This window comes from Methanospirillum hungatei JF-1 (genome assembly GCF_000013445.1).
In the GTDB taxonomy this organism is placed as follows: domain Archaea; phylum Halobacteriota; class Methanomicrobia; order Methanomicrobiales; family Methanospirillaceae; genus Methanospirillum; species Methanospirillum hungatei.
This window is the reverse complement of record NC_007796.1, coordinates 1,213,537-1,227,280: the sequence shown is the minus strand read 5'-3', so window position 1 is coordinate 1,227,280 and position 13,744 is coordinate 1,213,537. Positions and strand designations below refer to the sequence as shown.

The 13,744-nt window shown below is 44.1% G+C and carries 8 protein-coding genes; all 8 read left to right on the top strand.

The features are described 5' to 3' along the window. Position 1: 1 nt before the first annotated feature. The 8 genes from brxC to brxL all read left to right on the top strand — a co-directional run bounded on the left by brxC (position 2) and on the right by brxL (position 13,466). Positions 2-3,481, top strand: coding sequence for a BREX system P-loop protein BrxC (brxC, locus tag MHUN_RS05665; RefSeq protein ID WP_052288823.1), 3,480 nt, complete (start codon positions 2-4; stop codon positions 3,479-3,481). A 75-nt stretch (positions 3,482-3,556) separates the two neighbouring features. Further along, positions 3,557-3,823 carry a UPF0175 family protein gene (locus MHUN_RS05660; protein ID WP_011448109.1) on the top strand — a complete coding sequence of 89 codons (267 nt, stop codon included), beginning with the start codon at positions 3,557-3,559 and terminating at the stop codon, positions 3,821-3,823. Next, entirely contained in the window at positions 3,789-3,932 is a 144-nt protein-coding gene (locus MHUN_RS18950; RefSeq protein WP_158498172.1) for a hypothetical protein, read from the top strand. Before MHUN_RS05660 ends, MHUN_RS18950 begins: the two co-directional genes overlap by 35 nt. Before the next feature lie 57 nt (positions 3,933-3,989). Further along, on the top strand, positions 3,990-7,313 hold the full coding sequence (locus MHUN_RS05655; RefSeq protein WP_011448108.1) for an Eco57I restriction-modification methylase domain-containing protein: 3,324 nt from the start codon (positions 3,990-3,992) through the stop codon (positions 7,311-7,313). Next, the gene (locus MHUN_RS05650; RefSeq protein WP_011448107.1) at positions 7,310-8,419 is read left to right on the top strand and encodes an AAA family ATPase; all 1,110 of its coding nucleotides are present in this window, start codon (positions 7,310-7,312) and stop codon (positions 8,417-8,419) included. Before MHUN_RS05655 ends, MHUN_RS05650 begins: the two co-directional genes overlap by 4 nt. 4 nt (positions 8,420-8,423) lie before the next feature. After that, entirely contained in the window at positions 8,424-9,104 is a 681-nt protein-coding gene (locus MHUN_RS05645; protein WP_011448106.1) for a DUF4276 family protein, read from the top strand. A gap of 1 nt (position 9,105) precedes the next feature. After that, the gene (gene pglZ / locus MHUN_RS05640; protein WP_011448105.1) at positions 9,106-11,415 is read left to right on the top strand and encodes a BREX-1 system phosphatase PglZ type B; all 2,310 of its coding nucleotides are present in this window, start codon (positions 9,106-9,108) and stop codon (positions 11,413-11,415) included. Positions 11,416-11,420: 5 nt separating this feature from the next. Continuing rightward, entirely contained in the window at positions 11,421-13,466 is a 2,046-nt protein-coding gene (brxL, locus tag MHUN_RS05635; RefSeq protein WP_011448104.1) for a BREX system Lon protease-like protein BrxL, read from the top strand. Positions 13,467-13,744 lie beyond the last annotated feature (278 nt).

Genomic DNA, 13,744 nt, shown 5'->3' with positions numbered 1-13,744 from the left:
TATGATATTAAATAAGGATGTTTTTCAGAATGATCCGACAGCCTATGAAATTCCCAATGATGGGTATACCAAGGTTGCCCCCATTACAACAGAGCAGGAGTGGGAGGTTGCACGGTGGGAACTTCAGCATTTTGTTTGTGAGGGATCATATTATACTGGTCTTAAAAAGATTTTAGATTCGTTTCTTGATCATTTAGATCAACCAAAGCAACCAGCGGTCTGGGTCAGTGGATTTTTTGGGTCTGGAAAATCACACCTCGTTCGCATTCTTGACTTCCTTTGGGCTGACATTACATTCTCTGATGGCGCTACGGCAAGGACTCTTGCCCGTCTACCTGATGATATTCAGGACTCATTAAAGCGACTTGATACTGAAACCAGAAGAGCAGGCGGTATATGGTCTGCTGCCGGGACACTTTCCGGAGGGGATTCACATGATCCCAGAGAGGCAGTGTTACAAGTAATTTTACGGGCTGCAGGTTATCCGGATCATGATCTCCAGCTTGCCCGAATTCATCTATGGCTTGCACAGCAAGGCATCCTTGATACTATTCGCTCGGACCTGAAATCGATGGGAAAGGAAGACGATCTTCAATATTGTCTCATCTCCCCGGCATTTGCCCAGGTTGCACTCAAATATCTTCCTGATCTTGGAGCCACTCCTCAGGACCTGTTTACCAGGCTTGATCGTCAATTCCCTGAAGAGACGAATATGACAACTGACCTGATGGTTAGTTTAATTGATGAGATATTAAAAACAAAAATTCAAAATAAGAAAAAACCGGGACTTGTTCTTATCGTGCTTGATGAAGTCCAGCAATATCTCGCGGTAGAGCAGGATAGTACAAAACTTGTTCTCTTCCAGGAGATAGTTGAGGCATTGACCAGTAAGTTTGAGAGTCGGTGTCTCCTTGTTGCGACCGGTCAGGAGGCACTTCATGCAAACCCATACTTACAGAAACTAATGGGAAAATTCTCTCTTTATGTTCCCCTGGAGAGTAAGGATGTTGATACTGTTCTTCGGCAGACTATCCTTCGAAAGAAAGAGAGTGAGAAACCAAAATTATCCGCTCTTTTAGAGAGTGTTCACGGTGAAATTACCCGTCAGATTGAAGGTTCGAAGATTGCTCATAGTCAGGATGATAATGAATCCCTCGTTCCAGACTATCCCCTCTTACCTTCCAGAAAACGGCTTTGGGACCATATATTACGGTCTATTGACCGGGGAGGGCTGTCAACCCAGCTTCGAAACCAGTTGCGCCTTACCTTTTCGGGAATTAAGACCTATGCTGAGTCTCCTCTCGGATATGTTATTCCGGTTGATTATATCTACAGCCAACAGCGGCCATATCTTATAAATAATGGGATTCTCCCCCAGGAAACAGATGAAATGATTCGGGGGGAGGATGATTCGTCTTCTTCAGGGCAACTTAAATCACGTATTTGTGCTCTTCTTTTCCTTATTCAACAAGTAGATACATCATTAGGGGTTCGTGCCACTCCGGAGACCATTACCGATCTGCTCTTGTCAGGTCTTGAGTATGAAGGAGTTGATCTCCGTCGTGAGGTTCCTCTTCTTATTGATGACCTGAAAGATCGTGGTATTATCAGCGATGCAGGAGATGGGACACTCAGGATTCAGACCAGGGAAGGGAAGAGATGGGACCAGGAGTATCGGAAAAATCTCAATGCATGGAAGGATGATATCAATCGGATATCGTTTGACCGTGATCAGGCATTGATGAAATCTGTGCAAGCCCTTCTGAAACAGATATCGTATAAGGATGGCGATACGAAGACCGTCAGGGAGATTGATGCCAGGATTTTTACCGAAGATAAGCCCCCGGTGAGTAAAAAGATCCCGGTATGGGTGAGAAATGGATGGGGGAGTTCGGAAGAGGAGGTTCGAAAAACCTCACTTGAAGAAGGCCCGGAGAGTCCGCTAATTCAGATATTTCTGCCAAAGCACCATCATCAGGATCTGATCGATCATATTGCAGGGAGTATTGCAGCCCAGCAGACTATGGATTCGATTGGTGTCCCGAATACGAATGAAGGTATTCAGGCGAAGAAGAATATTGAAACGAAGAAGGTTGCTCATGATACAAAAGTGCAAGCCTATCTGGATGATATCATCAGCCAGGCGGTTGTGTATCTTGGTGGCGGGGATAAGAAAGAGGGTGGATCACCAAAAGAGGTTCTCTTGAATGCGGTGAAAATCGCATCAGAAAAGAAATTTTACCGGTTCAAGGATGCAGATAATCCTCGTTGGGCGGATGTTTTTACAAGAATCAAATCGGGTCATGCAAATCCGCTTTCAGTTATCGGTCATTCAGGGAATACTGAAGAACATAATGTCTGTAAAGAGATTTTACGGTTCCTGAATGCAAATTCAAAGAAGGGTTCTGAAATCGTAAAATACTATGAGGATGCTCCTTTTGGATGGCCCAAGGATGCAATTGAAGGGGCGATTATTGCTCTGTGTGCCTCCGGACATCTCCATGCTACTAATGATAGTCATAAAACCGTCTCTTTAAGTGACCTTGATAATCGTCGGACTCTTGAGAAGAGTTTCTTTACGTGTGAGAGTGAATCTCCCCCGACTGCAGAGGAAAAACTGAAAGCCAAAGCAGTGTATCAAAAGGTTGGAATTCAGGCCAAGGCGGGGTCTGAAGGGGAAGATGCTTCTCTTTGTATTGAAAAACTCAGAGAGCTTCTGGAAAAGACCGGAGGAGATCCACCGTTACCAGAAGTTATGATTCCTTCATATCTGGCGGAGATGGATGGGCTCTCTGGTGTGTCTCTTCTCAAGCGGATTGCAGCACAGAAGGATATAATTATTTCAGATATTGAGAAATGGAAAAGTATTGTTGATGTAATTGCTGTCCGTCAGCAGGAGTGGTCACGGCTATGTAAACTACTTGACCATGGTGAGGGACTTTCTGGCCTGGATGTGATTATTCATGAGGCTGCAGCCATCAAGGAGCACAGAAGTCTTCTCTCTGATCCTGATCCGGTCACCGACCTTCTTTTCAAGGTTCAGGAACGATTACGGGAAGAGATATCTCATGGTATCAGCCAGGTGTCAGAGGCATATCAGAATCTCATCTCATCACTGGAGGGAGATCCAAACTGGCATGAGCTTGAGTCTCATGAGCAGGAGAAGATTCTTTCTTCTCATCATATCAGGGAGATTCCCCAGATGCCTCTTGGGACGGATGAGGAGATAATCCACGCCCTGAAGCGGTATCCTCTTTCAGATTATCAGAAAGCGTTAGAACTCATTAATTTGTCACGGGGGCCAATTGTTTCAGATGCTGCTCATTTGTATGCTGCAAAACATAAGAAGGTTCTGACTTCAGTTTCTCTGAAACGAGGAGTAAAAATTACAAATGAAGAAGAGCTGGAAATATATATTGATGATATCAGAAAGCGGGTGAATGAGTTATTACAGCAGAAGCAGGAGGTACTTATCCAATGATCATGTGGGAACTCTGGGAGAAACGTTGAATTTTGCTCTCTATAGCGGAGGGGAACGAACAATAGAGGAATTACCATGACCGAGATACGAATTACTATACCTGATGATATGTTTGTGGCAATAAATACTCATCCATCCTGTATTGGGGATGAGATACGGTTACTTGCTGCTGTGAAATTGTATGAGATGGGGCGTCTCTCTTCAGGAGCTGCAGCAAAAATGGCAGGGATCTCTCGTGTTCTTTTTATCTCTAAATTAAAAGAGTTCCAGTTCCCCGTTCTGACACGTACCGAAGAGGAGTTTTCTCGTGAAGCTGAAATACTCGGGATTGATCATCTGTAATACAACCCCATTGTTGTATCTTCACCAGTTAAACCTCCTCACCATAATCAAGGAGATTTGTGGAGATATTGTTGTTCCTCCTGCTATCATCAGCCTTGCCAGGGAATGAGTTTTTTATGATTCGCAATATCGTTCTTTCACATCAGAAACAGGAGGTTTTGATACAGTGACCACCCTTTCAAAATCTGACCGGAACGCTCTAGATAAAGCAGTTCAAAAAGCCCGTGATATCTCGGAGGAAGGAGCACGGAAAGCTCTTATCTCACTTGGGGTATCGGATGAGAAGAAACCAGAACACCTGAGTGATGAGCAGGCTGAACTTCGTCGCCGGGTACGGGTGGTATTGCGTCGGCTTGGTACGGAAGAGGAATTTATCCGGTCGGTTGCGTATGAACAATGGCACCGGATGCTGTTTGCCCGGTTTCTTATCGAGAATGATCTCCTCATCCATCCTGAACATCAGGTATCGGTTAGTTTTGAAGATCTGGTTGAACTCGCCCATGATGAGCAGGTTGACCCCTGGGAACTTGCTGCCCGGTATGCTTCGGACATGCTCCCCGGGATATTCAAGCAGGATGATCCGCTCCTGAAGATAACCTATGCCCCGGAGGATAGGAATGCTCTTCGTGATATCCTTGCACAGATTCCGGGAGATACGTTCAGAACTTCAGATGCCCTCGGGTGGACATACCAGTTCTGGCAGACGAAGAAGAAAGATGAGGTGAATAAGTCAGGTGTCAAGATAGGAGCTGCGGAATTGCCTTCCCAAACCCAGCTCTTTACTGAACCATACATGGTCCATTTTCTCCTTGATAATTCACTTGGAGCCTGGTGGGCAGGGAAGAGGTTGAAAGAAGAGGATCTCAAGACTGCCACTTCTGAAGAGGAATTGAGACAAAAGGCGTCTCTCCCCGGTGTTCCCCTGACCTATCTCCGGTTTGTACAGGATGAAAATGGAGTCTGGACTCCTGCTTCCGGGACATTCTCCGAGTGGCCTGACCAGCTTTCTGAACTCAAGATGCTTGATCCCTGTTGTGGTTCAGGGCATTTTCTCGTGGCTACGCTTCTCATGCTGGTCCCGATGCGGATGGAGATGGAAGGGTTATCAGCAGGAAAAGCGGTAGATGCCGTTCTATCAGAAAACCTCCATGGACTTGAGATTGATGAGCGGTGTGTCGAGATTGCGGCATTTGCTCTTGCTCTGGCTGCCTGGACCTATCCGGATGCCGGGGGATACCATCTGCTCCCGGATATGCCGGTTGCCTGTTCAGGTCTTGCGATAACGTCGAAGAAAGAGGAGTGGGTGGCTCTTGCCGGTGATAATCAGGATCTTGCTTTTGCCCTGGATCTCCTGTATGATGAGTTTGCCCAGGCTCCGGTCCTTGGGAGTTTAATTGACCCGATGCGACGGTTTGGAGAAGGGAAAATCATTCCGATTACTTGGGATCAGATTGCTCCGATGCTCGATAAAGTCCTAGCGACAAAGAGGGATGAGGAACGAGAGGGAATCGGAGTTGTAGCTCATGGATTGGCACGGGCTGCAGGAATGCTGGCAGGGAGATACCATCTGATTGCGACGAATGTGCCATATTTAGTACGGCTGAAACAGCATGAAGGCATTAAGGATTTCTGTGCAAATTATTATCCACTCTCTAAAAACGATCTAGCAACAGTATTTTTAGAGAAAGGTTTGGAATTTTGTAAAAAGGGAGGGACAACAACCATTGTAATTCCACAAAATTGGTTATTTCTTTCTACATATTCCAAATTGCGGATAAATTTGTTGAATAATTCGGTTTGGAATATGATTGCACGTCTTGGGCCTAAGGGGTTTCATACTCCAATGTGGGATTTTAATATTCAATTACTAATAATTAGTAAATTTCATAAAAAAAACCATTATATAGAAGGATTAGATGTTTCTAAATTAAATAATCCAATGGAAAAAGAGCAAAAATTAATAACAGGAAAAATTACAAAAATCTCTCAAAGAAGCCAGATTGATAATCCCGATGCAAGAATATCTTTTGATAATATTCAAGGAATATTATTAGAGAAATTCGGATTTGCATATATGGGTCAGAGAACTGGGGATGGATTACGCTTTATTCAAAATTTTTGGGAGCAAAATGAAAAAGGTAAAGAGTGGGTCTATTTTGGATCTACAGTAGAAAAAACCTCTCTTTATTCAGGGAATAGTCAAATTTTACTTTGGGAAAATGGAGAAGGCCAACTAGCTGAATATCAAAGAATATTAGCTGAAAAACAATACGCAAGTGGTGGATGGAAACAAGGTTGGCAAGCATGGGATAAAATAGGTGTTCGTATATCTCAAATGAACAATCTTCCAGTGACTATTCATTGTGGGCCACATTATGATAACAATACTGCCACATTTATTCCCTATAATCCAGATCATCTAACTGCAATCTGGTGTTTCTGTTCATCTTCTGAATATCACGATGCGGTTCGAAAAATCGATCAAAAACTCAACGTCACAAATGCAACCCTTGTGAAAGTCCCTTTCGATCTCGAATACTGGACCAAAGTAGCCGCCGAGAAATACCCCAACGGCTTGCCAAAACCCTACTCCTCCGACCCTACCCAGTGGATCTTTCACGGCCACCCGGCCAACTCCGATGATCCGATTCAGGTAGCCGTCGCAAAACTTCTCAAATACCAGTGGCCGGCAGAACTAGACCCGGAGATGGAACTCTCTGATGAACAACGGGAATGGGTCGAAAAAGCAAAGGAACTTCAGCCATACGTTGACGACGACGGCATTCTCTGTCTTCCCCCGGTGAAAGGAGAAACAAAACTGGTCGAATATGTCAGGGCTATGCTTGCTGCAGCATTTCCAGACTGGTCAATTCAGAAGGAGCAGGAACTCCTCATCAAATCCGGATATACCACAAAAGAGGGAGCGGTAAAGGGAGACCTGGAACTCTATCTCCGGGATGAATTCTTTACTGCTCACTGTAAACTTTTCCACCAGCGACCATTCATCTGGCAGATCTGGGACGGGAGAAAAGACGGATTCTCGGTCCTCGTCAATTACCATCTCCTTGACCGGAAAGCATTAGAAAAACTCATCTATTCATACCTCGGTGCCTGGATTGCCCAGCAGAGGGAAGAGGTTGCAGCTGAAAAGACCGGAGCGGAACTCCGGCTCAAGGCTGCTGAAGACCTCAAGAAAAAACTCATCCTCATCCTGAACGGAGAGTCTCCCTATGATATCTATGTGAGATGGAAACCGCTCCATGAGCAGCCGATTGGATGGGAACCTGATTTAAACGATGGAGTTCGGATGAATATCAGGCCGTTTGTTACTGCTGGAGTGCTCCGGAGTCAGCCGAAGATCAACTGGAACAAGGACCGGGGAAAAGATCCGGTGCCGAACTGTTCCGGGACCACGGATCGGCTCAATGATCTGCACTTCACACTGGCAGAGAAGCTGAAGGCGAGAGAAGAGGCAGGGGAACACGGATGAAATTAAAAAATATCTGCATCAAGGGATTTAAATCACTGGAATATGTTGATCTTCCCCTTAACCACCTCACGGTATGTATCGGTGCAAATGGATCAGGAAAATCAAACCTTCTCTCCGCTTTTTATTTTCTACATAGGATAGCAGAAGGTCGGTTTTCATATGCAATAGCCAAGGCTGGTGGTGCACATAGTCTTCTCTATAATGGTCCTGATACCACTAAAAAAATTGAATTTACTCTTACCTTTGAAGAGTTTGTGTACCATGCTGCCTGTGAGCCTTCGAGTGATGATAACCTCGTGTTTATTCAGGAGGATATAAAAAGACCTCAAACCTTTCCTGGAGGAGTCAGGGAAGTCTCACATGCGAAAAATCCACCCGGGTACCGGGAAAGCATCCTAATCAGGTTGAATTATGATCTCCTTGACGGAAAAAAGATAAAAAAATTCCTTTCAGACACCTCTGTGTATCATTTTCATGACACCAGTGACACCTCTGGTGCACGTCTTATTGGGCCAATATCTGATAATTTCTCCCTGAAACCTGATGCCTCCAATCTTGCAGCATACCTGTACCTTATAATGAACCAGTATCCTCAACACTTTGAGTTAATTCAAGAGACCGTCCGGCTCGCAGCCCCGTTCTTTCATACATTTATACTACGTCCCACAGCAGAGAACCAGGAGATGATTCGCCTTGCATGGCAGGAAGAAGGAAGTGATACTATCTTCCAGGGACATCAGATGTCAGATGGTCTCCTTCGGTTTACTTCACTCGTAACCCTTCTCATGCAACCGGTAGAGTTGCGACCTTCAATAATAATAATTGATGAACCTGAATTAGGATTGCACCCGGTTGCAATTGATATCCTCGCTGGACTTATGAAAAGTGCTTCTGCACATAATCAGGTTCTTATCACAACTCAGTCCCCATTACTCTTAAACCAGTTCACTCTTGATGAAATCCGAATTATTGAAAGAAAACACGGGTATTCTACCATCAGAACTCCGGATCAGGAAGCCCTCAAAGAATGGCTGGAGGATTATAGTCCTGCAGAATTATGGCAAAGTGGCTTATTGGGTGGCGATCCTTCAGTCATCCTACGGTGAATTCATGAGTATTCATCTCCACTTTATAGTCGAAGGTCAAACTGAAAGACAATTTATTCATGAGATCATCATTCCTCATCTCTATTCATTTGGCATTCAGGGAATTGTACAAATTATAACAACATCAATCCACTCAAAGACCTTCAGGGGCGGTGTTGGAACCTATACTCAAATACAAAAAAATATTAGAAATGGACTCAGCCGTAAGGATTGTTATGTCACTACTATGTTCGATCTCTATGGTCTCCCTCATGATACGCCAGGAAATCAAATGATAACTGATTCAATGAGTGGTAAAGAGAAAGTGATCGTATTAGAAGCATCAATCAGTGAAGATATATCCAACCGACGGTTTATTCCTCATATTCAACTCTATGAATATGAAACCCTCCTATTTTCTGATATTTATGCAATCGACAATGTAATTGGCATAAATAGTCCATCACAAAAAGAAAAACTGCAGGAAATTATTAGAATCGCCGGCGAACCCGAGAAAATTAATGATAATCCAAATACGGCTCCATCTAAAAGACTTCATCATGTTTACCCATCGTACCAGAAAAATCCCCATAATATTTTAATAATCAAAAAAATTCCACTGGATCATATTCGTTCAACATGTCCTCATTTTAATTCCTGGTTGACAACGTTAGAACAGCTCCCTCCACTTTTAGGAGAACCATGATATGACAAAAAAACTTGATGAGGTTATTTGTGCTTCTCTTCAAAAAGTCTCACGAGAATATGCGCAAAAAGACGTAGTTGCTCCTCTCTCTGTATTCTGGTTTGATAAAACCGGAGAATGGCAACCAGTCATTGATCGCCTGAAGAAGAGATTTACCATCTACACGTATGGGTCTTATAATAAAGAGACACTGACCGGCCCGGCAATTTACATCAGAACTTCTGTTATGCACCATGAAGATAACAGTCGGAACATACCCATTCTCTATCTCCCCGGTTATAGTCGGGAAGAACTACGTGACCCCACAACTGTCCCAGGAGAACTAAAACCCTTGATGGGGCTATATCACCGAAGCGTATCATGGACATCGAAAACAAAAAAAGACTGGACCCTTGTTACATTTCTACAATCATCAGATCCAGGACCTGGAATTGCCATCAAACAGGATGGAGAAACAAAAGAAGCACTACGGACGAGTATTGGACTTCTTCTTGACGAGCCAATCGAAAGGTTATCACATCACGCTCCATTACATGCGACATATCTGCATCAAATCCAATTACCAGACCCACGAAAACAGATACTTACCTGGATTCATGATCCCGTTGAAACAGAAAAGCAGATGAAAGAATCAGGGCAATGGAAGCCATTCTGTGGAATATCTATAAAAGAATATAACCTCAATCCGGAAAGAGACGGATCACTCGCCGGGGCAACCAAGCTTGCGACCCAGGAAGGGAAATGGAATGAGATATGGGATAGATTTACTGAAAATCCAGAGAGATATCCAAACATTCCCGCTATTCTTTCTACAATAAAAGTTCCTGCTTTCACCCCGTATCAGGAATCCTGGCCACAGATAAATGAGAAGGAAGAGACTGAGCTCTTGAAAGAATTGGAATCGCTCCTCTCTTTGCCACTCGCACAGGCACAAGATCTCATCCTTGAAATGGAAGAAAAACACAAAAAGCGAAGAGATTGGGTATGGGCACGGATCGGGAAGGCAGATCTCGCCCATTCTCTCAAGTACCTGTCGATTCTGGTAGAAAATTCAAGACAGATAAAGACTGGCGGAGATTTGAAAGCACAAATCGAACGATATGCTGATGAAACATGGAAGATTGATGACGCAGTCCTCTCCGCGATAGCATCGGTTCACACCTCATCGCATCTCGCCCTCTTACAAAAAGTCATTGCTCATGTATACAAACCCTGGCTGAACACAACTATTGACGCATTTCAAAAAACCTGGATACAAGCCCCTCCAGAGCAGAAGAAAAAAGAAATCCCTGCACAAGCTGGAGTTCTCTACTTTTTCATTGATGGTCTACGGATGGACCTCGGTCATCGGTTACAATCCCTCCTGTCTGCTGCTGGATATCAGACTACCCTTACCCCTCAATTATCAGTCATCCCAAGCATTACAGAGACGGCTAAACCGGCGGTAATGCCCGTCGCTTCCAAACTATATGCAGGAGATGAACTCACTCCAAAGACAGGTTCAGGAGCTTTTGCACGTATCGAATCACTCCGTTCACTCCTCAAAGAACAAGGATACCAGGTCATTAAAAATGATGAATTGGGCGACCCAACAGGAGGAGGATGGACAGAATTTGGCAATATCGATCATGAAGGACATGATAAGGGATTGACTCTTGCTCATACTGTTGATCGGGAATTGTCCAGAATAGAAGCACGAATTATTGAATTAATCCAAACTGGATGGGAAAAGATCAATATTGTCACTGACCATGGCTTTATCTATCTCCCGGGTGGCATGGAAAAAGCAGAACTTCCCGTGGGAAATACAGAGATAAAAAAGGGACGTTGTGCTCTGTTACGTGATAACGCCCAGGTATCATATCCGGTTCTCCCATGGTTCTGGGACAGATCGAAGAATATTGCATGTGCCCCCAAGGGTGCCTGCTTTGAGGAGAATACGGTCTTCGATCATGGTGGCTTGTCTCCTCAGGAGATGGTAATTCCAGAAATTACTATTATAAAAGGGAGGAGTCTTAAGACTGGTGTGGTCATCGATGAGATAAAATGGAAGGGAATGCGTTGTAAAATTACCGCCACAACTGGTCCTGGATATATCATAGATATTCGGGAACAGCCCGGAGATGCTACCTCAACGTTCCTAAAAGATAAGGATGGAAATTCACTAGACCAAATAAAAATTCCGATTGATGGCGTAATCTCCATCGCAATCTGGGATGACACACACGAAGGAAAAAAGGCCTGGTTGGTGATTACTGATCAAACTGGAAAGATCATCACTCAGGAAGAGACCACTATTGGAGGGATGTAAGTAAAATGGCCGAATTAGATAACCTGGACGAACAAGTAACCAAGATATTTGATGGATACGTTGTCCGGAAAGATCTGGCACAGCAATTCAGAGGAAGTTATCCGGTCCCTACCTATGTAGCTGAATTCCTTATCGGACGATATTGCGCAACAACTGATGACGAAGAGATCAAAGAAGGACTTGAGATCGTTCAAAGACAACTTCAGGAACGGATAGTTCGGGCAGGTGAACAGGAGTTATTTAAAGCCCGTGCCAGGGAGAAAGGATCAGTCAAAATAATAGATCTCGTTACCGCACGGCTGGATACGAAAACTGATACTTTTGAAGCTAGTCTTCCCTCTTTGATCCTTGATGATGTATACATCCCTGCGGAAATGGTCTATGATAATGAACGGATGCTCACCGGGGGGTTTTATGCTGAAGTCGAGATCGAATATGGAAGCGGAATAGAGGGGAAAGGGGGCCGACCATTCTCTATCACAAACTTAAAACCGATTCAACTCTCGAAAAGAAATGTCCTTTCCGATCTTGCTGAAGGTCGGAAGCAGATGAGCACCGAAGACTGGCGTTCATTTCTTATCAGAAGTATTGGACTTGAACCAGAAACCCTCTCAAAAAGAGCACAGGATGTTATTTTCCTCCGGATGATCCCCTATGTAGAAAAGAACTACAATTGTGTTGAACTAGGTCCAAGAGGAACGGGTAAAAGTTACATCTACCAGGAAATCAGTCCATATTCACATCTCGTTAGTGGAGGAAAAGCAACCGTTGCAAAGATGTTCGTCAATAATGCAACGGGCCAGAGAGGACTTGTCTGTCAATATGATCTTGTTTGTTTTGATGAAGTAGCGGGAATAAAATTTGACACGAAAGAGGGGGTCAATATCATGAAAGGCTATATGGCCTCCGGTCAATTCAGCCGTGGAAGAGAAAATATCCGGGCTGAGGGGGGGCTTGTAATGGTGGGAAATTTCGATGTCGATGTTGAACATCAACAACGGATCGGTCATCTTTTTGGCCCCCTCCCTCCGGAGATGAGAGATGATACTGCTTTCATGGACCGGATTCACAGTTACATACCAGGATGGGATTTCCCGAAATATCACCCGACACAACTTACCACTCATTTCGGTCTTGTATCTGATTTCCTGTCTGAATGCTTTAGACAACTCAGAAATGATTCCCGCTTACCGAAGATAATGGATCGGGTATCATTTGGGGATGCTCTATCAGGAAGAGACCGGACAGGTGTCTTAAAAACCCTTGATGGATTACTAAAACTTCTATATCCTGCTCATGACTCGGATATTTCGGATGAAGATCTTGAATGGGCTGTCCGCCTTGCTCTTGAATGTAGAAGAAGAGTAAAGGAACAACAAAAACGGATCGGTTCCGCAGAATTCCGAAATACTATGTTTAGTTACCGGCTCGGAATAGAAGGGATTGAGCAATATGTATCAACACCAGAACTCCATCGCGAGAATACAATTTCACCTGAGCCTCTCCCTCCCGGCCAAGTCTGGGCTTTAGGTCCTGGAGAAGGAAATGAAGGGAACGGACTTTATAAACTCGAGATTACTGTTACTCCCGGATCTTCTATCCGGCTGATAAATGTAAAAGCTGCTGCTGGACTTCGGGAAAGTTTAAGATCTGCTGAACAAGTTCTCTATACTCGTGCAAAATCTCTTGTCGGGGATCATGATCCTACTTCTGTTGAATTCTCAGTTCAGGTCCGGGCAATGACCCCGGTCAGTGGAGGATCTTCATTGTCTGTTCCTATATTAATCGCCCTTTGTTCTGCTGCTCTTAATAAAAGCACAAAAGGAGGATATGTTATTGCTGGAGGAATGAGTGTTGGTGGAACTCTTGAGCCGGTTTACAATGCACTTGATATGGCTGAACTTGCAGCAGAAAAAGGGGCTTTAGCAATAGTTCTCCCGGTTTCCTGCAGAAAACAGATGAACGAAATGTCTGATGAACTCGCTGCCAGATTGGTTGTATTGTATTATACAGAACCAAGGGATGCATTGCTGAAGATGCTGGATGAGTAAAAATTTTTCAGAAAATCCTGTTAATCTGCATGCCTGTGCAGCGGTAATTATTCTCCGCTTAAAGAGGCTGACTACCAGTTCAATCATGAGTTCTTCCTGGTGTCAGGAGGTAGTTTCATCCCCTGTGCGAGAGATGATGAGATGATCAATACGATATCTTCGGTATAATATTCTTACCAAAATACTATCTCTCCTCCTTTCTGATAGACGAATGTTCTTATGGAAAAGGTACGTCTAATACAGTCACTTTCCCATCCATGAGTATATGCAAAGTTTCA